The sequence below is a fragment of the Bradyrhizobium campsiandrae genome (assembly GCF_014529705.1).
GTDB lineage: Bacteria > Pseudomonadota > Alphaproteobacteria > Rhizobiales > Xanthobacteraceae > Bradyrhizobium > Bradyrhizobium campsiandrae.
On sequence record NZ_JAANIH010000096.1, the window covers coordinates 1 to 23,869 of the forward strand.

At 57.8% G+C, this 23,869-nt stretch carries 21 protein-coding genes; 15 read left to right on the top strand and 6 right to left on the bottom strand.

What is annotated here, in order from left to right:
• Window positions 1-291: 291 nt before the first annotated feature.
• Window positions 292-1,599 (bottom strand): NRAMP family divalent metal transporter, encoded by a 1,308-nt coding sequence (locus G8O24_RS39435; protein WP_006022539.1) that lies wholly within the window; start codon window positions 1,597-1,599, stop codon window positions 292-294.
• A gap of 551 nt (window positions 1,600-2,150) precedes the next feature.
• The gene (locus G8O24_RS39440; RefSeq protein WP_006022540.1) at window positions 2,151-3,431 is read right to left on the bottom strand and encodes a tetratricopeptide repeat protein; all 1,281 of its coding nucleotides are present in this window, start codon (window positions 3,429-3,431) and stop codon (window positions 2,151-2,153) included.
• Between the two features lie 545 nt (window positions 3,432-3,976).
• Here G8O24_RS39440 and G8O24_RS39445 point away from each other — a divergent pair.
• Window positions 3,977-6,052: a carbohydrate porin gene (locus G8O24_RS39445; protein WP_049795435.1), complete on the top strand. Its 2,076-nt coding sequence runs from the start codon at window positions 3,977-3,979 to the stop codon at window positions 6,050-6,052.
• 164 nt (window positions 6,053-6,216) lie between these two features.
• A complete protein-coding gene (locus G8O24_RS39450) occupies window positions 6,217-6,375 on the top strand; it encodes a hypothetical protein (RefSeq protein WP_157223978.1) in 159 nt (52 codons plus the stop codon).
• A gap of 597 nt (window positions 6,376-6,972) precedes the next feature.
• Here the strand turns inward: G8O24_RS39450 and G8O24_RS39455 are convergent.
• The gene (locus tag G8O24_RS39455; RefSeq protein ID WP_006022543.1) at window positions 6,973-7,296 is read right to left on the bottom strand and encodes a hypothetical protein; all 324 of its coding nucleotides are present in this window, start codon (window positions 7,294-7,296) and stop codon (window positions 6,973-6,975) included.
• A gap of 361 nt (window positions 7,297-7,657) precedes the next feature.
• Between G8O24_RS39455 and G8O24_RS39460 the strand changes: the two genes are divergently transcribed.
• Window positions 7,658-8,485 carry a hypothetical protein gene (locus G8O24_RS39460; protein ID WP_006022544.1) on the top strand — a complete coding sequence of 276 codons (828 nt, stop codon included), beginning with the start codon at window positions 7,658-7,660 and terminating at the stop codon, window positions 8,483-8,485.
• A gap of 63 nt (window positions 8,486-8,548) precedes the next feature.
• Here G8O24_RS39460 and G8O24_RS39465 read toward each other — a convergent pair whose 3' ends face one another.
• Both G8O24_RS39465 and G8O24_RS39470 read right to left on the bottom strand, forming a co-directional pair.
• The gene (locus tag G8O24_RS39465; RefSeq protein ID WP_006022545.1) at window positions 8,549-9,460 is read right to left on the bottom strand and encodes a cation diffusion facilitator family transporter; all 912 of its coding nucleotides are present in this window, start codon (window positions 9,458-9,460) and stop codon (window positions 8,549-8,551) included.
• A 136-nt stretch (window positions 9,461-9,596) separates the two neighbouring features.
• Window positions 9,597-9,854, bottom strand: coding sequence for a hypothetical protein (locus G8O24_RS39470; RefSeq protein ID WP_160166476.1), 258 nt, complete (start codon window positions 9,852-9,854; stop codon window positions 9,597-9,599).
• Window positions 9,855-10,067: 213 nt separating this feature from the next.
• Here G8O24_RS39470 and ihpA point away from each other — a divergent pair, with 213 nt between their 5' ends.
• From ihpA to G8O24_RS39525, 11 genes are all read left to right on the top strand, one after another.
• Window positions 10,068-11,342: a divalent metal ion exporter subunit IhpA gene (ihpA, locus tag G8O24_RS39475; RefSeq protein WP_006022546.1), complete on the top strand. Its 1,275-nt coding sequence runs from the start codon at window positions 10,068-10,070 to the stop codon at window positions 11,340-11,342.
• Window positions 11,339-12,286 (top strand): divalent metal ion exporter adaptor subunit IhpB, encoded by a 948-nt coding sequence (gene ihpB / locus G8O24_RS39480; protein ID WP_006022547.1) that lies wholly within the window; start codon window positions 11,339-11,341, stop codon window positions 12,284-12,286. The genes ihpA and ihpB overlap by 4 nt, the downstream gene beginning before the upstream one ends.
• Window positions 12,276-12,641, top strand: coding sequence for a P-II family nitrogen regulator (locus G8O24_RS39485; protein WP_006022548.1), 366 nt, complete (start codon window positions 12,276-12,278; stop codon window positions 12,639-12,641). Before ihpB ends, G8O24_RS39485 begins: the two co-directional genes overlap by 11 nt.
• Complete coding sequence (locus G8O24_RS39490) at window positions 12,634-15,864, top strand: efflux RND transporter permease subunit (protein ID WP_006022549.1); 3,231 nt, start codon at window positions 12,634-12,636, stop codon at window positions 15,862-15,864. The genes G8O24_RS39485 and G8O24_RS39490 overlap by 8 nt, the downstream gene beginning before the upstream one ends.
• Window positions 15,861-16,244, top strand: a complete 384-nt coding sequence (locus G8O24_RS39495) for a hypothetical protein (RefSeq protein WP_006022550.1) — start codon at window positions 15,861-15,863, stop codon at window positions 16,242-16,244. Before G8O24_RS39490 ends, G8O24_RS39495 begins: the two co-directional genes overlap by 4 nt.
• Window positions 16,245-16,357: 113 nt before the next feature.
• Window positions 16,358-16,711 carry a hypothetical protein gene (locus G8O24_RS39500; protein ID WP_244424500.1) on the top strand — a complete coding sequence of 118 codons (354 nt, stop codon included), beginning with the start codon at window positions 16,358-16,360 and terminating at the stop codon, window positions 16,709-16,711.
• Window positions 16,712-16,850: 139 nt separating this feature from the next.
• On the top strand, window positions 16,851-17,993 hold the full coding sequence (locus tag G8O24_RS39505) for an OpgC family protein (RefSeq protein WP_006022552.1): 1,143 nt from the start codon (window positions 16,851-16,853) through the stop codon (window positions 17,991-17,993).
• A gap of 26 nt (window positions 17,994-18,019) precedes the next feature.
• Window positions 18,020-20,230, top strand: coding sequence for a heavy metal translocating P-type ATPase (locus G8O24_RS39510; RefSeq protein WP_006022553.1), 2,211 nt, complete (start codon window positions 18,020-18,022; stop codon window positions 20,228-20,230).
• 52 nt (window positions 20,231-20,282) lie between these two features.
• Window positions 20,283-20,861: an MgtC/SapB family protein gene (locus G8O24_RS39515; RefSeq protein ID WP_244424236.1), complete on the top strand. Its 579-nt coding sequence runs from the start codon at window positions 20,283-20,285 to the stop codon at window positions 20,859-20,861.
• Between the two features lie 268 nt (window positions 20,862-21,129).
• Entirely contained in the window at window positions 21,130-21,444 is a 315-nt protein-coding gene (locus G8O24_RS39520) for a ferritin family protein (RefSeq protein ID WP_006022555.1), read from the top strand.
• A gap of 221 nt (window positions 21,445-21,665) precedes the next feature.
• Window positions 21,666-22,256 (top strand): hypothetical protein, encoded by a 591-nt coding sequence (locus tag G8O24_RS39525; RefSeq protein ID WP_160166475.1) that lies wholly within the window; start codon window positions 21,666-21,668, stop codon window positions 22,254-22,256.
• Here the strand turns inward: G8O24_RS39525 and flgF are convergent.
• Window positions 22,240-22,980 (bottom strand): flagellar basal-body rod protein FlgF, encoded by a 741-nt coding sequence (gene flgF / locus G8O24_RS39530; protein ID WP_006022558.1) that lies wholly within the window; start codon window positions 22,978-22,980, stop codon window positions 22,240-22,242. The two genes, G8O24_RS39525 and flgF, sit on opposite strands and share 17 nt — an antisense overlap.
• A gap of 164 nt (window positions 22,981-23,144) precedes the next feature.
• Here flgF and G8O24_RS39535 point away from each other — a divergent pair, with 164 nt between their 5' ends.
• Entirely contained in the window at window positions 23,145-23,453 is a 309-nt protein-coding gene (locus G8O24_RS39535) for a hypothetical protein (protein ID WP_006022559.1), read from the top strand.
• The last annotated feature ends 416 nt before the right edge of the window (window positions 23,454-23,869 follow it).

Genomic DNA, 23,869 nt, shown 5'->3' on the forward strand with positions numbered 1-23,869 from the left:
GATGCTACACCTCTTGAACGCCATCATGCGGCGCTCCTGCATCGAGACGACCGCGGAAAGAACCATGAACCCGGCAGTGGATCATGTTTGTCGATCGGGGTTGACACCGTGCCCGCGATTAAAGAACCGACGACTATTTAGCGGGCGTCAGCGGGCTCGGATCTCTTGTGAAGGCGGCGGTAGCCATCGGCCGCGGGCGTCAGCTCACGGAGCGCCTATCCGAGTGGGACGAGGCGATCGTTCTCGCCACGATGTCCGCCGGCGCGCATCTGATCGCCGGTCACTTGGACACTACATGAAGTACGTGACCCCCATGGCGACCGCGGCCGCTGCCATGACAGCGGTCGCTATCCATCCCAGCCCGGTCAGCCAACCGCCGATCGTGAATTCGCCCATGATCTTCGCGTTGGCCACCATCAGCATCATCAGCCCCATCACCGGCACCGCCACGATACCGTTGATGACCGCGCACCAGTACAGCGCCTTGATGGGATTGATCGGCGCAAAATTGAGGAGGATGCCCACGAGGGTCGCCATGACGATCGTCGCGTAGAAGGCCTTCGCTTCCTTGGGCTGTCGCGTAAGCCCGATCGGCCATTTTCGGGCTTCGCCAATGGCGTACGCTGCGGAGCCGGCGAGGACGGGAATCGCCAGAAGTCCCGTGCCGAGAACGCCCAATGCGAACATTGTCGCGGCGTAGTTGTCTGCGATCGGACGCAACGCCTCGGCAGCCTGGGCGGAGGTCTCGATGTCTGTCACGCCGGACACGTTAAGCGTGGCTGCGGTCGTCAAGATGATGGCCAGCGCGATGAGGTTTGAAACGCCCATGCCGATCAGGGTATCGAGTTCGATCCGCTTGATGGCGTCGGGGCCTTGTTCTGGCGCCCGTTTCAGGACCTGTCGTTCAGGAACGGCGCGGATGTCCTCGGCCTCCTGGGACGCCTGCCAGAATAGAAGGTAAGGGCTGATCGTCGTGCCAAAGACCGCGACGATGGTCTGAATGTATTCGGTCTTCCATGTAATGGACGGCCACACGAATTGGCGCAGCGCTTCGCCCCAATGGACGTCCACCATAAACAACGTCGCCACGTAGGCGAGCAGCGCGAGCGTCAGCCATTTCAAGTAGGATACGTACCGGGTGTACTGCAGCAGGACCTGCAGCCCGATGCAGACGACGCCGAATAGTGCCACATAGAATGTTTTCGAGCCCCCGAGCACCAGACTGGTGGAGTCGGCCATGGCACCGAGGTCGGCGCCAATGTTGATGATGTTGGCCGCCGCCAGCAGCGCCACGAAGGTCTGCAGGAGCCAATTGGGGTAATGCTGACGCAGGTTGCCTGCGAGGCCACGACCCGTCGTCCGTCCGATCCGTCCGCTGATCATCTGGACCGCCGCCATGAGCGGATAGGTCAACAGCATTGTCCAGCTCAGGGTGTATCCGAACTGGGCGCCGGCCTGGCTGTAGGTGGCAATTCCGCTGGGATCGTCGTCGGAGGCGCCCGTGATCAGCCCCGGTCCCAAGGTGTCCAGAAGGCGTGGTTTGCTGGTTCCGACGACCGGGCTAGGCAGTGTCCGCACGCTTTTTTTCGTCGAACTCATCCCGCAATGCCCCTAAATCCTAAAAAGCCAAAAATTGGCGTTTGATTGCGCGCGGGTTGCGCCCGAGTTCCCGGGAAGTCAGTAGACGGTTTTTGGCCAGGGCGCCGGTTTAGCGTACAGGGGCCATTAGGTTCCGGCGATTCGCCCGGCTAAGCGCAAGGCTGCATTCGATGTCACCCACACAAAGAGCCTTCTTCGTCATCGGAATTCTATTGACGACTGCCTTGGCCGCGACGGTAGCCGGTATTCTTCTGCATCGTGCGTTTCCGGATCATCCCTGGGTCACAATAATCGGACCCCTCGGCGCAGCAGGGACGATCATCGGGTTGGCCAAAATCCTTCGGCGCAGGTAACAAGCGCCTGTTGCCGCACAATCAAACCCGGCCAAACTGCAGGTCAGGCCGTCATGGAGATGAAGCACACAATGTCCGGCATCAATTTCGGCTATTCGGATTACCATGCGCTTGTTCAATGACTTGATATTGGCCCCCATCAGGCGCCACTTTAGCAAGCGCAATTTCAGGACTGCGGACGAGCACTTACCGTCCAACTCACTTTGGAACTAAAAGTTTCAACTCAGCGATGGCTGCGCCGTGCACGACTTCCTCCGGCCCACAAGTAGAAATCAGCCGCTGCAAAGTTTCACGGGCTTGATCTCGCTCACCGTTGTGAAGCGCGAATTCGCCGGTGAAAAATCTGGCCTCACAATCCCGTTTGGTCTTCTCGCCGGGAACGCCCTGGAGGGCCGCCGCTGTTACGGATTCCGTTTTCTCCGTCCCAAGGTAAAGCCCAAGCACTGCAAAGGGCCACTCATTGCGCGTCACCTTTTTGGCGGCTTCGGCAACCTCTTCTCGATCGTCTTCGCCCTTATGAACACGAGCAATATGTGCCCAGATGATCGGATATGGATTATTCGGGCGAAGTCGCGCCGCGGTCTTGAAGTCGGCAATGGCGCTATCCAATGCGCCCGCGATCAAATGCACCCGCCCTCTGCCGAGGAAGATAGCCGCATTGCCCGGATGGAGTAATAAAGCCGAATCGAAGTCGGTGAGCGCGTTTTCGTATCTTTCCATAGTCAGGTTGATTGTGGCGCGATTGGTCAGCGCCGTCACATCTTTCGGATTAATTCGGATCGCGGTGTCGAGATCGGACAACGCTGCTTTGAAGTTTCGAAGCATGAGATGTAAAACCGCCCGGTTGACGTATGCGTCCGAGAACAGCGGTTGTAACGATATGGCCTGGTCATAGTCCGCAATTGCGCGTTCTCTTTCTTGCTTCAGCGCGTAAGTGTGGGCTCGGTTGTAATAAGCCTGCGCATAATCCGCTCGGAGGCCAATCGCCCGATCGAAATTGACGATCGCCTGATCGAGGTCGCCCAAACGATCATAAACGTTGCCGAGATTATTAAAAGCGAGCGGGTCTGTCGGAGTTAACCTGGAGACCGTCAGAAAATCTTGCAAGGCTCTCTGATATTCACCTTTGTCGCCCCAGATCACCCCCCGATAAAGATACAGGTTGGGAAATTCCGGGATAAGGACGATGGCCGCGTCGAAGTCGGCGAGAGCACGATCGCGCAGCCCCAGCGACTCGTACGAAGCGCCGCGGCTGTACAAGAGGAACCCGCGCTGCTTGTCTTCCAAAATCCCCTGCTTGAGAGCGTTATCGAATAGCCGGATTGCAAGCTCGAATTCACCCCGGTCCTTTGCCAAAAATCCTGCTTGTGCGAGATCAAGCGCGCTGCGCTGCGCAAAGCTCGGTGACGCTAAACAGGCCGCCGTTACCGACGCGGCGACGAGCAGCAAGTACCGAAATTGTTTGAATGAAATCTTCATTGATCGATTCTTCCGCACGCTTGCCGAAATCACATCCTTTGAAAGCACGTCAGAAGGTGCTGGCATCATATCAAACGTGTCAATCCGGGAAATGGGCGTTTAGGCCCGCGCTGGGCAGGTTTGCGCGCCAGCCGATGAGCAGGCAATCTTGACCTCCGTTTGCTTTCTTCGGCGGCGTTTCCAACGAATTTGGGCATTCGACGACGTGTGACACTCGTGCGCTTGCGGCAGCAGCGTTGCCATTGTGGTGGCGTAGCTTGGGAAGCACCTTCCGAGATTGGACTCTAACACCGTTATTCGGCGTGTCGCGCAGCTCTAGCTCTAGGCAATCATTCCTGCGTTTTCTCGGAATTGCGGCCAGAATTAAATTTCATAGTACACTTCGAATATTCTCTTGCAATTAAGAATGAGTTGCAACTAAGTTGTGTGGCCAATGCGGACTTTCGGCCTCTATCTGTTGCGCTGCCGCAACCGAAGCGCCCTGTCCGAGGGCGTCCGATGTTGGGCATTAAAAGCTGTTACAAACGGCCGTTAAAACCGTGCCAATGGATTGTTACGTGAAAAGAATCTCGACATTCGTCGGCGCGATATGCGGCGTTTTGACCGCCAATTCTTGGGCATCAGCCGAAAGTGGGCGCGTACCACTTCCCGTTCAAGCTTCGGTTTCCAGTATATTCGATTGGACCGGCTTCTATGTTGGAACTCATTTCGGTTATGCTGCGGGGGCCTCCAACTGGTCGGCAACGCAAGCTGACGGATCTGCGCCGCGCTTGATGGGCAGGCTTGATTTTTACCCTCAGTACGACGCGTTCAAGGGGACTGGTAGCTTTTCGAGCGGTCTACAAGCTGGCTATAATTACCAAGCTGCATCACGGTTGTTGCTAGGCGTTGAGGCCGATATCTCATTTCCAAACAGCGTTTCAGCCACCCAGACATTTTCGACTACACTTGGCGATCAAGCGAGCTACGGAGAAACAGTGCTTCACGCCGGGAGCGTCCGCGGGCGTGTCGGCTACGCGTTTGACAACTGGTTGGTTTACGGCACCGGCGGTTTTGGCTGGAGCTTCGATCAATTCACGCGCACGCAGCTGATGGGCAGCCCAATGGGTGGCAGCGCGGTGCCCGGAACGCTCGAAAAACATTCACTATGGCGGCTCGGCTGGGTGGCGGGTGCCGGTGTCGAGCTTCCGGTCGCGCCAAGCTGGACGGCGAAATTGGAATATTTGCTGTCCGAATTTGGCGGTCAGTCGATATCATTTCCCGCCGGAGCCCAAAAATTCGAAGGGGATTATGCTTCTCACAGCATCCGTCTCGGTCTGAATTATCAACTTCGTGACCCCGGCAAAAAAGACGTGGCTTCGGCAAATGGAATTTCCGCGCTTGAGACGGAGAATTTCAGCCTTCACGGCCAGACGACTTTTGTCGGCCAATACGCCGCTCCTTTTCGGGCACCGTATCGCGGTCCGAACAGCCTCGCTCCGAATTCAGCACGCGAGACCCTGGATATTACGTTTTACGCAGGTATGCGGCTGTGGGAAGGAGCAGAACTGTGGATCAACCCTGAGATCGATCAGGGGTTTGGCCTCAGCAACACGCTGGGAGTTGCCGGTTTTCCAAGTGGTGAGGCCTACAAAGTCGGCGCTGAATACCCCTACACGCGCCTCCAGCGGATGTTTGTCAGGCAAACGATCGACCTCGGTGGCGAGAAGCAAAAAGTCGAATCGAACTTCAATCAATTTGCCGGCTCGCAGACCGCCGACCGTTTGGTCATCACGATCGGGAAGTTTGGCGTCGGCGATGTCTTCGATACCAACAAATACGCGCACGATCCCCGGACCGACTTCCTGAACTGGTCGATTATCGACAGTGGCGCCTTCGACTATGCGGCGGATGCCTGGGGCTACACTTACGGTGCTGCTGCCGAATGGTACCGCGGAGCCTGGACATTGCGTGCAGGATTATTCGATCTCTCCAAGGTGCCTAACAGCACCGAGTTGGATCCGCGATTTTCGCAGTTTCAGGCGCTCGCCGAAATCGAACATCGTCATGAACTCTGGGGGCAGCCCGGCAAGATCGCGGTCACCGGCTTCCTCAGCCGGGGACGCATGGGAAGCTTCGATGATGCAGTGCGACTGGCCCAAGTCACGAATCAGCCCGCCGACGTTGCAGCTGTCCGGCGTTACAGAAGCCGAAGCGGTATCAGCATGAACCTTGAACAGCAACTCATGCCAAACGTTGGTCTGTTTGCACGTGCCGGCATAGCCGACGGCAAAGTGGAGCCGTATGAGTTCGCCGATATCGACAAAACGGTTGCCGCCGGCTTGTCCGTATCTGGCGATCTTTGGGGACGAGCCGGTGACACTGCCGGAATTGCCGGTGTCTTGAACAGTATTTCAAAATCGCATCAAAGCTATTTCAATGCCGGAGGGCTTGGCATTCTCATTGGGGACGGTCAGCTCCCCAATCCAGGTCTGGAAAAGATCATCGAAGCCTATTACAGCTTGGCCGTTACGCCGGCGTCACGCCTGACATTCGATTATCAGCTCATTGCAAACCCGGCCTATAACCGTGACCGAGGTCCGGTTTCCGTGTTTGGTACACGCCTTCACGCTCAGTTCTAGCGATCAATAAAGCTCCTGATAGCGATGTCAGATGAGCTCTGGACCAGACACCCACTGCGCAGGAAGTTGGAATTGTTGCGGCGCACACAGAATCGAGCTTTTTCTTTCCGTCTGGCAGTTCGTTGCGCGCGCATCAGGCTGGGTTTCCCTCATGGAGGGGGCGTGTGGCCAATTTTCACAGGTTTGACGGCGATCGCGGCGAGGATTGTCCTGCCTTTGATTTTGCAATCAACCGCAAGCCTTCACTCGCCCGTTTAACCCTCGTGGCCAAATTTGAATTCCCTAGTGGCCTGTTTTGGGGTAGGAAAGTGTTCGTTGGTTAGCTTGCGGAGGCTCCAATGTGTCGCATCCGCTTCCTAATGTTGGTAATCGCGCTCACGGCCGCAACTTGCTCGAATTGCCAAGCCATCGGGTCCTTTCAGACCAAGCCGGCGTTTCCGAAGGTGGTGATGGCCGGTGTTGCACCTCCACCACCAACCGTGAGATTGCCCGATGTGTCCGAACGCGATCTCGTTGTTGGCTGCGGTAGGGGGCGCATCCGCGATCATCGAGCACATGGTTGCCGTGGCCCGGCCGATATCGGCCAGTACCAATAATCCTGCCGAATCCGGTTGCAGTCGAACCGGCTTGAAATAGTTTGGCATGCTGCGACGTGAACGGGGTTTCCCCGCAGCTGTCGCAGTCGTCTATGGCGGTTATCGAATGTTGACGCCCACCACGAAAACCGGTTGCGACGCTCAGCGACCCTTTCGATCTCGCACAGGCTGGCTTCGTTGCAAAAGACAAACCAGCAAGATCCGCGGTTTTTCGGCACAACCGCTGAATCCTAGGTGATCGATTACGGTCCATTAAACTTGCAACTCACTTCTCGCCCCCGGGGGGGGGAGGGCGAGTTTATCCGCGCCGCTCAAGAGCCGCATTTACATGCAGACGCGGACCCGCCGGGTTCTGTAACCGTAAGGGGTCCAAACGGCGCGTTGGCGAATGAAACAATCCGCGGCATACGCGTATGGATAATAGCTGCCATAATAGGGGGCCGGATAAAATCCACCATAAAAACCGTAATGCCCGCCATGGTGTCCGCCAAACCCGCCGTGGTGACCTCCGCCGAAGTGACCTCCAAAATAGCCACCTCCAAAATGACCACCTCCATGATGGTCCCCGCCGTGATGCTGCGCCAGTGCCGGTTGTGCAACAAACAGAATTGCCGCCAGAACGGCCACGGCCGTCAAATGCTTGATCATGTCCCTCTCCCTCGAACCTTAAGACTATCAGCGTCGTCCACAATCATGGCATGATTTGGTTTGTTGTCGCCGAGCTTACTCGCAAGTTCCCGGATCGGTAACGCGCTTTTCCCAGATCCCTAAAGCTCAATAAACCCTTTCAAAGGGATGCGAGTGTCATGTCCCCTTCTGCGCCATGAAAGAGACGCTTCTCCAGCAAATAGGTGATGCTGTGCTGCGGCCCTTTTCACAACGTCCGCCATCGTGAATTGGAATGCAGACAGAAATTCATTCAATAAATATCGCAACTGACTCAGCGTCCTTGCAGTGTCCGAGACCGCGTTTCCCCAGCGCAACATCGTGTTTGATGAAAGTTCCAGTTATGGATTGGCTCAACAAGCGTCACCACCTGAAGAGACTCAAGCTGTTTTTCGTGGTGGCAGGTTTGGTCATCGCGATCAGCTTGCTCAAGGTATTCGTTCACTGGATGCAGTTTGAATTCGTGACGCTCAGCACCTTGCTGACCAGTGCGATCGGCGGCGCCATCTTCATCATCGGTTTTTTGTTGTCCGGCGTTCTATCCGATTACAAGGAATCGGAACGCTTGCCAGCCGATATTCGCGTCGCTCTGGAGGCGATTCATGACGACGCCATGTGCTTTGCCGAAAAAGCAAAGAGTTTTCAACTTGGATCCCTGCGGGCTATTCTATCGGGCATTCTGGTGACACTGCAGAAGGGCTTGGGGCACGAAGGCGCCCACAGCAGACTGCAACCCGTCATCGCCGAGATCGACAAGCTCACACCGGTGTTCGCACAGATGGACTCGCTCGGGATGCCCGCCAATTTTATTGTTCGACTGCGCGGTCAGCAGGATCAGCTTCGCAGATGCGTATTCCGCATCTATCACATCCAAAGCATGCAGTTCGTGCCGTCGGTCTACATCCTGGTAAAAACGCTGGTTGCAGCGATCGTCCTGCTATTGCTGTTTCTAGAGACCGAAGGTTCGCCCGGCACCGCACTGATTTTTGGGTTCATCTCCTATATGTTCATCTATGCTCTTTATCTCATCGAAACGCTTGAGCAGCCGTTTCGCAAGGATCACGAATCGCTCGACGACGTAAGTCTATTTCTGCTCCGCGAGTTCGCAGACAAGTTGGCTCAGTGCGACGCAGCCGATCCCGCGACAGTCGTGCGCGATCCCGGTCCATGAACAGCGAAAAGGAATAGAACGTGAAATTGGTAGGAATACGTGGCGACGCCAAGACCTCGAGATCTAGACTCGCAGAGCCGGCTCAGCCGCGCGAATTTCTTCGTCCTCAATTTGCAAAGTCACGTGATCAATCTTGAACTTCTCCTCCAGAACGGCTTTGGCGCGTTTCAGCACCGTGGCTGCGGCCTGCATGTCAGTCACGACGAGATGCCCGGTCAGGGAGTCCGTTCCGGACGTAATAGTCCAGACGTGCAAATCGTGAACCGCCGTAACGCCCGGAATTTCCCGCAGCGCCTTTTCGAGGAGTGGGAGATCGATCTCGGCCGGTACGCCTTCCATCAGGATATGAACGGCCTGATTCAACAGCTTCCACGTGCGCGGTACGATGAAGAGGCCGATCCCGGCGCCGATAATCGGATCGGCAAGGGTCCAGCCGGTAAACATGATGATCAGGGCCGCGGCGATCACGCCCAAGGAACCAAGCATGTCGCTGAGAACCTCGAAATACGCCCCTTGGACGTTGAGGCTCTCGGAGGAGCCGGCCGACAATAACTTCATGCTGACGAGATTGACGATCAGCCCGACGGCGGCGACCGCCAGCATCGGCGTGCCCAAAATTTCGGGCGGCGACAGGAACCGCTTATATGCCTCGTAAAGAATATAAATTGTCAGCAGCAGGAGAACGACCGCATTAATCAGTGCGGCAAGGATTTCAGTCCGTAGATAGCCATAGGTCTTTTGCGGCGTTGGAGCTTTTTGAGCGAAATGAATTGCGAACAACGCCAGGCCCAACCCGCCGGCATCGGTCGCCATATGCGCGGCATCCGCGATCAGGGCGAGGCTGCCGGTCCAGATTCCGCCAACGATTTCGGCGGTCATATACGTCAACGTCAGGGCCAGCGCCGCGTAAAGAGGCTTGCGGTGCCGCCCGGCCGCCGACGGGATTGCACCTCCGTGCGAATGACCTTCACCCATAACCAAAACCTCTCTCTATTGCGAACAACTTCAAGCTCATTTTCCGCCAGTGTGACGGCCAGGTGAACGTTGTCTGACAGAACCAGCTATTCGTAAATCTGGGGGTTCCGGACGGACGCGCGACAATGTAATAGTATTACTCTGCAAGACTTGCTAATCGGAACATATGAGCCATCGGCTGAACAAAAGGTTGCCTACATCGAAAGCGTCGGGCGCTCGCCGTGCGCTGCTGGCTTTGCTTGCCTTTGCGTATCTTTTCGTCGGAATGTCCCATGCCGTGTCCTGCGCCGACGAGGCCGTGGGAATCTCGCTCGCCTCCGATTTCAGCACCGCTTCGGATGAAGGCGGTCCAGATGACGATGGAACCAGAAAGTTGCCGGTGGTCGCCAGCCATTGTTACGTCTGTGCACCGGTCCTGACGCCAGCGCTGGCCGCGGTAAGCGGTCGGTCTGCCAAGCTCGTCAGGCGGTCCTTTGTGGCTCAACACCATCTTCACGCCAACCCTCTCTGGCTCGATACGCCGCCACCCAAGCATCTCACCTGAGCAACTAGCCGAACGCGCGACTAAAGTCGCGTCGTCATCTGTTTCGCTATTCAGGTTGATCTTATGTGGTTGGTTCGAGTGGCTTTGCGCCTGGCGGGTGCAATGCTTTTATTCACAATTCCCGTACAGGCCGCCGAACGCGCGTCGCCCGCCATTTCGCTGCCGCAAGCACTGCAGCGGGCCTTGGCAGCGAACCCGAGGCTGACGGCGGCGGAGCGTGACATCGGTATTGCCGGCGGGCTGCGCATCCAGGCCGGCGTACTGCCCAATCCGGACGTTTCGTTCGAGCTCGACAACGCGCTGGGATCGGGACCTTACAAAGGCCTACGATCAGCCGAGACCAATCTGCAGCTCAGCCAGCTCGTCGAATTGGGTGGCAAACGGGAAGCGCGCATCGCTGCCGGTGAGGCCGGCATCGGCACGGCAGTGTGGCAGCGACGCGCAACGCGGCTGGAGGTTTTGTCGGAAGCCGCGATCGCGTTCATCACGATCATCAGTGCGCAGCGGCGGATCGAGATCTTCGACGAGCAGATCGAAAGCTTTGGCACCCTCATTCCCCTGTTGGAAAAGCGCGTTCAGGAAGGTGCTTCTTCACCGGCTGAAACACTGCGTGCGCGGGTCGCGGCCGATTTATTCCGGGTCGAGCGGGAGCGCGCCAAGACACAACTCGCTTTAGCGCGTCGCGACCTCGCAATCCTGATGGGCGACAGCAGCCCTCATTTCGGCAAAGCGTTGGGGCGGCTAACCAACATTGGACAACCGCCGCCGTTCCGGGACGTGTTGCAGGCGATTGAAGCCAACCCGCAATTGTTGCGTTGGACGGCGGTTGCGGCCCAACGCAACGCAGAACTCCTGATCGCGCGTCTGAAAGCAATCCCCGATCCGCGCATTTCGGCGGGCTGGCGGCACTATCAAGACACCAATGACAATGCCGTACGGCTCGGCGTGTCGATTCCGATACCGATTTTCGATCAGAACGCGGGCAACATCATCGCTGCTCAGGAAACGCTTGCAAAGACTGATGCCGAGCGCGCGATCAACAAGCTCGTCCTCACCAGTATCGTCGGCCGTGCCTACGATACCCTTACCGGCGCCTTGGCCGAGCTCAAGCTGCTGCGGACGTCAATCATTCCGAATGCACGTAGTGCTTCCGAGACGATCCAGAGCGGCTATCTGCAGGGACGGTTTACGCTGCTTGAGCTGCTCGATGTCAAAGGCTCGGTCTTGCAGGCGCTGCTTCGAGAACAGGAGGCCCTGCAGAACTTTCACATTGCCATCGCGACGATCGAAGGTCTTGTCGGCAACCCGTTTACGCTCACGCGCGAGACGTCAAGATGAAACGACTTCTGAGATACTTTTTTTTCGTGTTGGTCGCAGCGGGGCTGGTCTATGGCGGCTATCGAATGCTGAAACCGGCCGTACCCAAGACGGCTCCTACCGAAAAAGCCGAGAAGGAAGAACATGCAGACAGCGTCGCTTTAAGCGACGCCAAGATTGAGGCCGCTGGAATTGAGCTGGTAAAGGCCTCAACCGGTGTGTTGCGGGACAGCCTGTTGCTTAACGGTATCGTGCAGCCGAACCAGGAGTCGCTGGTTCAGGTCACACCGCGCTTTCCTGGTATCGTCCGGGACGTCCGCAAGCGGATCGGCGACGTCGTCCAGAAGGGCGATGTGCTGGCCGTCATCGAAAGCAATCAGAGCTTGACGCAATACGAGTTGAAGGCATCGCTTGCGGGCACGGTCATCGATCGTCAGATCTCGCTGGGTGAGTTCGTCTCCGAACAGAAATCGGCATTCGTGGTAGCGGATTTGTCGAATGTTTGGGTGGACTTCTCGGTCTACCGCCGCGACCTGAAGCGGGTCAGCATGGGCGATCAGGTACTCATCGATCCGGCCGACGGTGGACCCCCAATCGAGGCCAAGATTTCCTATCTTTCCCCCGTTGGGAGCAGTGACACCCAAAGCGCCATTGCAAGGGCAATTGTCACAAATCCCAGCCAGCGGCTGCGGCCTGGACTGTTCATCACGGGGCGCCTCACGTTGTCGGCCAAGACGGTTCCGGTCGCGGTCAAGTCGTCTGCGCTTCAGACCGTGGAAAATCGAACCGTTGTCTTCGTGCGCAAAGGCGAGAAGTTCGAGGCACGCGATGTCGAGGTGGGCGACCGCGATCCGCAGCTCGTCGAAATTCTGTTCGGCGTCTTCGATGGCGATCTCTACGCGGCGCAAAACAGCTTCATCGTGAAGGCGGAGATGACAAAGGGAGCGGGCGGCGATGAGCATTGAGGGCAGCAAGACGTTGATCACCGCGCTGATCCGGCCGCACATGGAGGGTCATGTCGTTCGTGCGCTGCACGACCTTGCTGATTTCCCCGGTTTCACCTTCGACGAAGTGAGGGGACAAGGAAGAGGGCGCGGACAGGGCGGCAGTTACATCTCGACTGACGCGGACCTCACTTACCATCAATATTTGGAGCTGAGATTGGTTTGCCGCTCCGACCTCGCTGAGGACATTTGCAGGCGGATCGCCTCGGCCGCATGGACCGGCAGGAAAGGTGACGGCGTCGTCTACACGACGCCGGTCCATTCGTTCTCGCGCGTCAGGGAAATTGGCAAGCGCCCGGAGCAACCTCATGATTAACGGGATTCTTTCTTTCTCCATCCGGCAGCGTTGGCTGGTGATGATCGGCGTTTTTGTCATGGCCGCTTTCGGAGCGTGGAATTTCACGCGTCTGCCGATCGACGCCGTGCCTGACATCACCAACGTTCAGATCCAGATCAACAGTCGCGCGCCCGGCTATTCGCCGCTGGAAGTCGAGCAGCGGATCACGTTTCCGATCGAGACCGCGATGGGAGGTTTGCCTCATCTGGACAGCACCCGCTCCCAATCCCGCTACGGCTTGAGCCAGGTCACCATCATCTTCAAAGACGGGACCGACATCTATTTCGCCCGGCAATTGGTCAACGAGCGGATTCAGCAGGTCAAGGACCAGCTTCCGCCCAGCATCGAAACTGCGATGGGACCAATCTCTACCGGCCTCGGTGAAATCTATCTGTTCACCGTCGAGGCAAAACCGGAAGCACGCAAAACCGGCGGTGACGAATACACGCCAAGCGACCTGCGGACGATCCAGGATTGGATCATCAAGCCACAACTACGGAATGTTCCCGGCGTCATCGAGGTCAACACCATTGGCGGCTTCGAACGGCAATTCCATGTGCTGCCGGATCCGGCGCAACTGATGGCCTACAAGCTCAGTTTTCGCGAGGTCATGACGGCGCTGGCCGCGAACAATGCCAACGTTGGAGCGGGGTATATCGAACGCAACGGCGAGCAGTATCTCGTTCGCACGCCCGGCCAGGTCGCAAATGTCGAGGAAATAAAGCAGATCGTGATCGGCTCCCGCCACGGCGTACCTGTGCGGGTGATGGACGTGGCCGATGTCAAGGAAGGCAAGGACCTGCGAACGGGTGCGGCAACGGTGGACGGCAAGGAGGTGGTGTTAGGCACCGCCATGCTGCTGATCGGCGACAATAGCCGGACAGTAGCTCAACGCGTGGCGGCAAAGCTGAAGGAGATCGGGCGGTCCCTGCCGGAAGGCGTGATCGCACGAGCCGTCTATGACCGGACCAAGCTGGTCGAGGCGACGGTTGCGACCGTGGAAAAGAACCTCGTCGAAGGCGCTCTTCTCGTCATCGTGATCCTGTTCCTGATCCTTGGAAACTTCAAGGCGGCGATCGCCACCGCCTTCGTCATCCCGCTGTCCATGCTGTTTACCATTACCGGCATGGTGGAAAACAAGGTCAGCGCAAACCTGATGAGCCTTGGCGCCATCGACTTCGGCATCATCATCGACGGCGCGGTGATCATCGTTGAGAATTGCCTGCGCTTATTGGCCGAGGAGCAAACCAGGCAGGGCCGTGTCCTCGATCGGCAGGAACGGTTCGAAACCATCTTGACGGCGTCAAAAGAAGTGATTGGTCCGAGCCTGTTCGGGACGTTGATCATCGGCGTCGTGTATCTGCCGATCCTGACGCTCACCGGCGTCGAAGGAAAGATGTTCACGCCGATGGCGTTGACAGTGCTGATGGCGCTAACCGGCGCGAGCATCCTGTCGCTGACGTTCGTGCCGGCTGCCGTGGCCTTGCTGGTGACCGGCAAAGTCTCCGAGCATGAGAACTGGTTCATGCGCGGTGCGCGCTATGTTTACACGCCACTGCTCGCCGCTTCGATCCGCAACAGATGGGGCGTTGCGGGAATCGCGGTCCTGCTGATGGCCGTGTGCGGCATCGCGGCTTCCCGCATGGGCGGGGAGTTCATTCCGAGCCTCGACGAAGGTGATGTTGCACTGCAGGCGATCCGTATTCCCGGCACCAGCCTGACGCAGTCGCTGGAGATGCAGGCCATGCTCGAAAGGCGATTATTGAAGATACCGGAGGTCCGGGAAGTGTTTGCCCGCACCGGAACCGCGGAAGTTGCAACCGACCTGATGCCGCCCTCGACGTCCGACGGATACGTGATGTTGAAACCGAGGAAGGAATGGCCCGATCCGGAGAAGCCAAAAGCTTCGGTTGTTTCCGAGATCCAGGAGGCCGCCGAAGAGATCCCGGGCAACGTCTATGAGATCTCGCAGCCGATCCAGCAACGCTTCAACGAGCTGATTTCCGGCGTCCGCAGCGACGTCGGCGTCAAGATCTTTGGCGACGACCTCGACGTGCTCGTCCAGTCCGCGGCCAAGGTGCAGGCAGTCCTGCAGGGTGTACAGGGCGCCGCCGACGTCAAAACCGAACAGGCGTCGGGGTTGCCTGTGCTTACGGTCAAGCTCAACCGTCAGGCGCTGTCTCGCTACGGCATCAGCGTCGGCGACGTGCAGAACCTGGTCGAGATCGCCGTCGGCGGTAAGAATTCCGGCATGGTGTTCGAAGGAGATCGCCGTTTTAACATCGTCGTCCGGCTTCCGGAACATTTGCGTTCCGACATCTCGGCGCTCAAGGCGCTTCCGGTGCCGCTTCCGCCGCTGGAGAGCCAGGCCAAGCCGGTGACAGCGCTCTGGAGCAACTCGCCTCTTTCTCAGATTCGCTATGTGCCGCTTTCGGAACTGGCCCAAATCGACGTCGCGCCCGGACCCAATCAGATCAGCCGCGAAAACGGCAAACGGCGAATTGTCGTGACCGCGAATGTCCGTGGACGAGACCTCGGCTCTTTCGTCGCGGACGCCCAAGAGCAGGTCGAAGCCAAGGTCAAACTTCCGGCCGGTTATTGGATCGGCTGGGGCGGCCAGTTCGAGCAACTGGTGTCCGCGACGCAGAGGCTGACGATCGTCGTGCCGGTCGCGCTTCTGTTGATTTTCCTGCTTTTGTTCATGAGCCTTGGTTCAATGCCGGACGCGCTACTGGTGTTCAGTGGCGTACCGCTGGCTTTGACTGGCGGAATTATCGCCCTGCTGCTTCGAGGCATTCCGCTGTCGATCAGCGCCGGGATCGGTTTTATCGCCCTGTCCGGCGTGGCGGTGCTCAACGGCCTCGTCATTATTACTTTTATCGAGCGGCTCCGGAGCGAGGGCAAGAACGTGATCGATGCGGTCCGGGAAGGATCGTTGACGCGGCTGCGGCCGGTGCTGATGACTGCGCTCGTCGCATCTCTCGGTTTCGTGCCCATGGCAATTGCGACCGGCGCCGGGGCAGAGGTGCAGCGGCCGTTGGCGACGGTCGTCATCGGCGGAATCATCTCGTCGACCATACTGACCTTGTTGGTACTACCGGCTCTCTACGTCTTGTTCAGGCGGGAAGATCTGGAAAATGGCGAATCCAAATCACAGGCTACAGAACCCAAATCACCGGCTACAGAAGGAGCAGTGTCATGAAATACCTGATCGCTATCGTTTGTGTTGTCTTTATGTGGTCCGCACCCTCCTATGCTCAGCACGCGCATGGCGGCGAAAAAGGCCCCAACGGCGGCCCAATGGAGGATGTTGCTGGCATTGATGCCGAACTCATGACATCCGGCAACAAAATCACAATCAACGTCTTCGATCCCAAGACGACAAAACCCGTTGCAACCAAAAACTTTACCGCAGCGGTCATGATTGCGAGCGGCAGTACGCGTGAAACGGTCACTCTCGCCCCCCAAGGCGACAACTCCCTTCAGGGCGACGCGAAGAGCCCCGTGACAGCAGGCGCCACGATCACCCTCACCATCAAGACGGCAGACGGACAATCCGGTCAGGCCAAGTTCAAAAAGTAGGACGATCGTTGGAGCAAGACGAGCGAAGCTTAAAAGAATGTCGCAAGGTGAACCGCCATGTGACCGTGCCGGCGCGTGTTAGTAGCGCCGCGCGCGTGCTCCTGATCGTTTCGCTGTTTTTGGCTGACGTTTTCGCGGCCGGCGCATCTCGACCCCTCCGGGCGCAGGCACAAACGGCAAAAATCGTCGGTCTGGGCGCCACGACGTGCCAGCGGTTCTCCGATGACGTCAAAGCCAATCCTGCGGTTCGACGAGACTATCTGGCGTGGGCGCAAGGGTTCATGAGCGGAATCATATCGAGCCGGCCGCCGGGTGTTGATGAGGGTCTCGACCTCGCTCCGGTGTCCTTCGATCTGATCAAACAACTGCATTATTTGGAAGATTACTGCGCGCGGAACGTCTCGCTGGATTTCTCGGACGCCGTAGCAGCGCTGTATAAGCGGCTCCGTCAGGAGGGTAAGACGTGAAATTAAATCAATGCGTCAAGCTTCGCCGGTGCGGTCAAGGAGTCGATCATGAGCGACAACTCACAAGCTGTTCGGATGCGCTTCCGCATTGAACCTTCGGATGGGAGCATTGCGGTCGCAACGCTCGGGTACGGATGACATGAACACAGCGGTAGCCAAAAGCGGCTTGGGTCGTGACTTGAGGTTGGACCTTTTCCGCGGGCTGGCAAATTGGGCGATCTTTCTCGATCACATTCCCAATAACGTGGTCGCCTGGATCACGATGAAGAACTACGGGTTCAGCGACGCGGCCGACCTGTTCGTTTTCATCTCCGGCTACACGGTCGCGCTCGTCTATTCGCGGACGATGGCCGCGGGCGGCTTTGTCGTGGCCGCGGTCGGCATTCTGGCTCGGGCCTGGCAGCTATACCTCGCGCTTATCCTGCTGTTCGTCGTTTATGTCGCCGCGATCGGCTACGTGGCCCAGAATTACGGTCACGCCTATCTGCTCGACGAATTTAACATTCGGCGCTTGATCGCCGATCCGATCGAATTCCTGAAGCACGGGCTGCTGCTGGAGTTCAAGCCGCTCAATCTGGACGTCCTGCCTCTCTACATCGCGCTGATGGTCACGTTCCCGCCGTTCCTCTGGCTATTGGTGCGGACGCCCGGTCTGGCGCTCGCAGTCTCCTTCGCAATCTATGCTGCGGCCCGGACCTTTGACTGGAATCTCGCGAGCTATCCCGATGGCGAGTGGTATTTCAATCCCTTTGCCTGGCAGTTTCTGTTCGTGATTGGCGCCTGGATTTCGCTCGACGGAACGGGCCTGGTGAGGCGGTTGACCGCATCCCGCCTGGTCCTGTGGTCGGCCGTGCTCTTCCTGCTGCTCGGTCTTGCCGTCACGCTCGCTGCGCGCCTCGGCTTCTCATCCGCGATGCCGGCACTGGTCGTGGATCTGTTTCTCCCGAACGACAAGACGAACCTGGCACCGTATCGGATCCTGCATTTCCTCGCACTCGCGCTGATCGTCGCGAGATTGGTGCCGCGCAGCGCGACGGCGTTGAAGTTTGCCGTCCTGCGTCCCGCGATAATCTGTGGCGAGCGCTCCCTCGAAGTATTTTGCGTCGGAATATTCCTGTCGTTCGTTGGGTGCTTCCTCATCGAATTGGTTTCCACCTCAATCGCCTTTCAGTTGTTCGTCAGCCTATCTGGCATCGCCTTGATGACAGCCGTCGCCTACTACCGATCGTGGATCAACAACCTGCGACCGGCATCGACGGCCGACAGATTGAGGGCTGTATGATGTCTGACTCTCATGGAGCCAACCCGATGGCGTCCGCGACTTCAGTTACCACCCGGTTGCGGGTTGAGGGGATGGATTGCGCCGGGTGCGCGATCAAGATCGAAAACGCCCTACGGCGGATACCCGGTGTTACTGAGGTGAACGTATCCGTCGCTGGGGGCGCGGTCACTGTCAGGCATGATCTGGCGGATACCAGGACGATGAGCAGCCAGATCGCGGCTGTTGGATATGCCGTTACCGGGTCGGAAGAGGTCGGAGCCAAACACGCTGGTCATGAAGTGTCCGCTCCCGAGGAAGACACCGGCCGTTTCCACGTCCACGATCACAGCCCCACGAACAAGAGCTGGTGGCAGACCAGCAAGGCGGATTTGACGATCGCGTCCGGAACCGCGCTCGCAGTCGCCTTCGCATTGGGAAAAGCCATTCCGGCCACCGAACAATGGGCATTCCTTCTGGCGATGATGGTCGGCCTGGTCCCGATCGGCAAACGCGCAATTTCCGCAGCGATTGCAGGAACGCCGTTCTCGATCGAGATGCTGATGACGATTGCCGCGGTCGGCGCGGTCTTCATCGGCGCGACAGAGGAGGCGGCAACGGTCGTTTTCCTGTTCCTGATCGGCGAAATGCTCGAGGGCGTCGCTGCCAGCCGGGCGCGAGCCAGCATCCAGGACTTGACAAAGCTTGTTCCAAAGACCGCCCGGCTCGAGGATGATGACGGTCAGGTCCGCGAGGTGGAAGCCGACACGCTATCGGTCGGCGCCATGATCCAGGTGCGTCCCGGCGACCGCATCCCGGCCGACGGCGTCATCGTATCCGGAGAGAGCGCCATCGACGAAGCGCCGGTCACAGGCGAAAGCACACCCATCCGCAAGGGGACGGATGCAATGTTGTTTGCCGGTACCGTCAACGGCGACGGATTGTTACGCGTACGCGTCACCGCCGCTGCAGCGGACAATACGATCGCGCGCGTGGTGCGCCTGGTCGAGGAGGCGCAGGAGTCTAAGGCGCCGACCGAGCGTTTCATCGACCGCTTCTCGCGCTACTACACGCCCGGCGTGGTAGCGGTCGCGGCTCTGGTGGCCATCGTCCCGCCGCTGCTATTCGGCGGAGCCTGGAACGGCTGGATCTACAAGGCTCTGGCTATTCTTCTGATTGGCTGTCCTTGCGCCTTGGTTATCTCTGTGCCTGCGGCGATCGCTGCCAGCCTGTCTGCCGGCGCGCGTCGGGGACTTCTGCTGAAGGGCGGCGCGGTCCTTGAACAAATCGGCAAGGTCACCGTGGCATGTTTCGACAAGACCGGCACGCTCACCGCCGGCAAGCCCCAGGTGACGGACATTATCGGCTTCGCACGCAGTGAGGCCGATGTCCTGCGTTTCGCCGCAGCGCTCGAGTCCGGTTCAAGTCATCCGCTCGCTACTGCGATCTTGGCCAAGGCGGCAGAGCAGAATGTCTGGTTGCCGGCGACCTCCGGCTCGAATGCGATCGGCGGGAAGGGAATTCGGGCCAGTGTCGAAGGCGCGGAAGTATTCTTGGGATCGCCAAAAGCTGTCGCGGAGATCTGTACACTGACAAACGAGCAAGACAACAAGATCGCAGCGCTGAACGACGAAGGCAAAACGGTTTCGCTGGTTGCGGTCGACGGGCAGATCGCGGGTGCAATCGCGATGCGTGACGAACCCCGCCCTGACGCGAAAAGCGGGCTCAAGCTTTTGACGGATGCCGGCATCCGGACCGTCATGCTGACGGGTGACAATCGCCGCACGGCGGATGCGATCGGCAAGCAGCTGGGAATAGAAGTTGAAGCGGAGTTGTTGCCGGAGGACAAGCAGCGCATGGTCGGCAACTTTCAAAAAGCGGGGTGGTCGGTCGCCAAGATCGGCGACGGTATAAATGATGCGCCAGCGCTGGCGGCCGCCGATGTCGGCATCGCGATGGGCGGCGGTACGGATGTCGCGCTGGAAACCGCCGACGCCGCCGTGCTGCACGGGCGAGTCGCGGATGTCGCAGCCATGGTCGACCTGTCGAAGCGGACGATGGTCAACATCCGGCAGAACATTTTCGTCGCACTCGGACTGAAGGCGGTCTTTCTCATCACCACGGTCGTCGGGCTCACCGGCTTATGGCCCGCTATCCTTGCAGACACGGGCGCGACGGTTTTGGTGACAATGAACGCGCTCCGTCTACTTCGCCTTCCGGCAACCGGATCTCTTGAACCTAAAGTAGCCAGGAAACTATAACTCAACAAAGACTCGCACTCAGAGAAACCATCCGATGCTTCATCGATCATGCGTGTTTTCGCTGCCCAAGAGACTTCTTATTTCGGTCTTCGCACTCTTATTCGCCGCCGTCATTTTTGGGTTAATAATGGATGCTGCATTCGCAGCTCCAGGCGAAGCGGGCGGAACGACAAGGTTCGATCTGGCGCTTCTCGTCCGAATCGGCGTTGCCGTCGCGCTGGCTTTCCCCATTGGATGGGAGCGTGAATTTCGCGGTTCGGAAGCAGGCGACCGTACCTTCATGCTCGTCAGCCTGGGAGCGGCTGCGTTCACCGCGGTCGGCGTCGAGAACTTCCCGGCGACCGCCGAAAAGGTGATGGCGGGCGTTGTGACCGGCGTAGGATTTCTGGGCGGAGGCATGATCCTCAAAGATGGCGGCAACGTCCGTGGCTTGACCACTGCGGCCGCCATCTGGGCGACGGCGGCTGTCGGGATGCTCGCAGGGGTTGGCGAACTTCTCATAGCCGGGCTGGTGACTGCGATGGTGATCCTTATTCTAGAGTTTGAGTTTTTGCCCGTGTTCGGCCGTCTCGACGCGCGACGCTGGAGACCGACGAAAATTGATCAGGAAAAACATGGACGCGAATTCTGATGGTTCTTCTAGTTGTGCATAGGCTGGGTGCGGGTCCTGCCATCGCGTCTAACGCACCTATCGCGGGCGGAGGGGCGATTATGGTCGGCGGCGGCGGAAACTCTTCGTTTCTTCCTAATTTGTCGAGGAGCCCAAAGGTTAGCCTGCGAAGGCAATACGTGTATAATTGAATCGATCATCCGCACGACTGGCTTGTAACATTGACTGTCCCCCCTGAAATACAACTGGCGTCTCGAACTCAGTGTCATCTTAATGCGAGGAGATCAAAATGGGCTTCGATCAATATCACGAACCGCCAGAAGAGCTTTCGCAGGAAACGCGTACCTTTGCGCGAATGATCACGTCGCTGATCGAGGAGGCGGAGGCAATCGGCTGGTATGAACAACGGATGTCGCTCGAAAAGGACAAGGAAGCCAAGGCCATCATGGCGAACGCGCAAAAGGAAGAATTCAAGCATTTTGGCATGAATCTCGAATTTCTTCTTCGTCGCAACAAGGATTGGCGAACCGAGCTCCAAGGGATTTTATTCACGAAAGGAGACATCGTTAAGCAAGGCGAAGCTGCCGAGAAGAAAGTCGATTGATCCACTCTTGAGGTGGCTGCCATGGTCGATAAGAGGTCGATCCCGCGGAAGAGGGTATTCAAGGCCGGAAAGATCACGTTCGGCGGTGCCGTTATCGATTGCACCGTCCGAAATCAAACAGTGTACGGGGCTCTACTTGAAGTGGAGAGCCCGCTTGGAATTCCCCGGCACTTCGTACTGGATATTGCGGTCGATCAGTTTCGGCGCGAATGCGAAATCGCATGGATGAAGGAAAAGCGGCTGGGAGTCGTTTTTCGAGGAGGCTGATCGGTAAGATTGATGAATTGGGAGGAGAGCTTCCGATGCTGAAACTAGCCCTCGCGCTGGCGTTTTGTCTTGCCGCCGCGGACGCTCAGGGCAGAGCCTCCGGCGCCGCTCAAGGCGGCTGGTCGAAACTTTCGGCTGCGCAAATGCATCGTCTTCCCGGGGTTGTCCGTCTGGCGCTTCATCAAGTACAAGCGGGGTGCGGGGCAGATGCGATCAGGGTCAAAAACGGCTTTGCAACATATTTGCCGATCTCTGATGGGCGACAGGTCATAACGATCCACTTCGAACATGTTGAATGCGGCAACGGTCAGCTTTGCGCGCCTGAAGGATGCCTTCACCGCGTGCTCTTCTCGGGCGCTGACGGCAAGATTCAGCGCGAAATCTGGCGGGGAAAAGTTCGCGAAATCGATACGGCGTTCTTTGCTGGCAGTCTGCTTGTCGAAATCGATTGCAGCCAAGGAGACAGCATTTGCAAGCGCCAGTTGAAGTGGAACGGCAAAAGCTTGCAGATCTCGACAAGCAGTGGAGCTATTCGGGCACGTTAGCGAGTTTGCTTATTTCATTGATATCCTGCGAGTCTTTCAGCAGCTTGCTCGCGACTTCATAGGACCGGTTGAGCTCGGCCAAGCGGCTCATCTCGATCGTCGGCTGAACATTTGATTGTTCCAGCATGGCTTGCAGTACCGTCGCCGAGCCCGCATTCGCTTTTGGCGGTTGAGCGGACCGAAGCAAATTGCCTCCTGCTGCCTCTAGCCTTGCGCCGGGGTCAAAGCTGACAAGCTTCAGTTTTCCGAGTTCTACTTGTTGCATTGAAACACGGCCGGAGGGGTCGATTGTGATCTCACCCGCTCGGGGAGGAACGGTTATAACGCCCTTATCGCCAAGAACGGGCAGACCTTCCAATGTCACCAGACGGCCCTTGGCATCCAAACTAAAGGAGCCGTCGCGGGTGTATCGCTCCCCCTGGCTCGTCTGGATTGCAAAATACGCATTTCCGTTGATTGCCAAGTCTAGCGGATTGCCGGTAGACCGGAAGGCGCCGGACGCAGAGGATGTAAAAGGCAGCGCCGCATCGACCAGCGACAACGGGCGTTCGGGCTTTTCACCTATTTCGGGGGGCTTGTCGGGCTTGAGATACTCTTGAAAGGCAAGCTGCTTGGCACGATAACCCGTCGTTTGGCTGTTCGCCACGTTGTTCGCGGCAACATCGAGCCGGCGCTGCAGCGCCATCAATCGCGAGAGACTGATGAGAGTGGTTTCTCCGACCAACTGAACCTCTGCGTTGCCGAATCAATGCAACGTTAATCGGAATTAGGGGTTGCGCCAAGATCAGAACTGACGCACCCAGCGCGAGTGTCCTGAACAGGGAATTTGGCCATTGCACGAACGTGATGTAAGCCGGGTGCAATAGTAACAATGGCAGGAGACATTCGATGGCTGGCCCTAAACATACCAAGCCGTCTGCTGACCCTTTCAGCTACGAGGATTTGGACACCGCGCCGTTTATATATTTTGACATTGTGCCCGTCCACGGCACGATGGGCGGCTGCTTGCAGATCGAAGTTGCCGCCCGCGTTTTGACCCCGGCACCGGGAGGAAAGGTTGAAGTAAAATTCCTGACCACCGGACGGTTGAGGTGCACCAAGGCGGCCGCAGCCAATCTTCGCGACGCGATAGATTTGGGATTGCGCATGATTGATCAAACCGAACAAGGTCCCGCCATCGCTGCAAAATTGAATTGAAAGGGAGACTTTGCAGACCTACCGCTTTAGGATGACGCAAGCCAGTCAACCGCGATAACACGACGCCCATCGTGGTTTGAATTATTGCGGCGACAACGTCGTTCAAAGATCGGTAAGTCCGTTGGCGCCAAAGTGCTGGTATGGGCACACGCGAAAACGCATCATCGTTTTACGTCAGAGGTTCGTTCGTGGACCAGCCTTATTGCTAAGCAGGTGTAGGAAATTATATCAGAATTTCAATAACATAAGAGTTCGTAGTTTTATTCTGAATGGCGCGCCATCAATGGCGTGTCCGGCCTGAAGACATAGGTAACAGGTTGTACCTAAGACATGGGTGACAACCTCGTGCCGAACGGGTTGTCGTGGGTTTCAGGGTCATTCCACGCATTCATGGCGCGGCTCCATTATTGCTCGGC

Excerpts from the sequence above, each read along its gene's own strand:
- G8O24_RS39460 (WP_006022544.1), top strand. The coding sequence starts at position 7,658 with ATGGATTGGCTCAACAAGCGTCACCACCTGAAGAGACTCAAGCTGTTT.
- G8O24_RS39490 (WP_006022549.1), top strand. The coding sequence starts at position 12,634 with ATGATTAACGGGATTCTTTCTTTCTCCATCCGGCAGCGTTGGCTGGTG.
- G8O24_RS39520 (WP_006022555.1), top strand. The coding sequence starts at position 21,130 with ATGGGCTTCGATCAATATCACGAACCGCCAGAAGAGCTTTCGCAGGAA.
- G8O24_RS39485 (WP_006022548.1), top strand. The coding sequence starts at position 12,276 with ATGAGCATTGAGGGCAGCAAGACGTTGATCACCGCGCTGATCCGGCCG.
- ihpA (WP_006022546.1), top strand. The coding sequence starts at position 10,068 with ATGTGGTTGGTTCGAGTGGCTTTGCGCCTGGCGGGTGCAATGCTTTTA.
- G8O24_RS39445 (WP_049795435.1), top strand. The coding sequence starts at position 3,977 with ATGGATTGTTACGTGAAAAGAATCTCGACATTCGTCGGCGCGATATGC.
- G8O24_RS39465 (WP_006022545.1), bottom strand. The coding sequence starts at position 9,460 with ATGGGTGAAGGTCATTCGCACGGAGGTGCAATCCCGTCGGCGGCCGGG.
- G8O24_RS39495 (WP_006022550.1), top strand. The coding sequence starts at position 15,861 with ATGAAATACCTGATCGCTATCGTTTGTGTTGTCTTTATGTGGTCCGCA.
- G8O24_RS39435 (WP_006022539.1), bottom strand. The coding sequence starts at position 1,599 with ATGAGTTCGACGAAAAAAAGCGTGCGGACACTGCCTAGCCCGGTCGTC.
- G8O24_RS39470 (WP_160166476.1), bottom strand. The coding sequence starts at position 9,854 with ATGGCTGGCGACCACCGGCAACTTTCTGGTTCCATCGTCATCTGGACC.
- G8O24_RS39535 (WP_006022559.1), top strand. The coding sequence starts at position 23,145 with ATGGCTGGCCCTAAACATACCAAGCCGTCTGCTGACCCTTTCAGCTAC.
- G8O24_RS39505 (WP_006022552.1), top strand. The coding sequence starts at position 16,851 with ATGAACACAGCGGTAGCCAAAAGCGGCTTGGGTCGTGACTTGAGGTTG.
- ihpB (WP_006022547.1), top strand. The coding sequence starts at position 11,339 with ATGAAACGACTTCTGAGATACTTTTTTTTCGTGTTGGTCGCAGCGGGG.
- G8O24_RS39455 (WP_006022543.1), bottom strand. The coding sequence starts at position 7,296 with ATGATCAAGCATTTGACGGCCGTGGCCGTTCTGGCGGCAATTCTGTTT.
- G8O24_RS39440 (WP_006022540.1), bottom strand. The coding sequence starts at position 3,431 with ATGAAGATTTCATTCAAACAATTTCGGTACTTGCTGCTCGTCGCCGCG.
- G8O24_RS39525 (WP_160166475.1), top strand. The coding sequence starts at position 21,666 with ATGGATGAAGGAAAAGCGGCTGGGAGTCGTTTTTCGAGGAGGCTGATC.
- G8O24_RS39510 (WP_006022553.1), top strand. The coding sequence starts at position 18,020 with ATGGCGTCCGCGACTTCAGTTACCACCCGGTTGCGGGTTGAGGGGATG.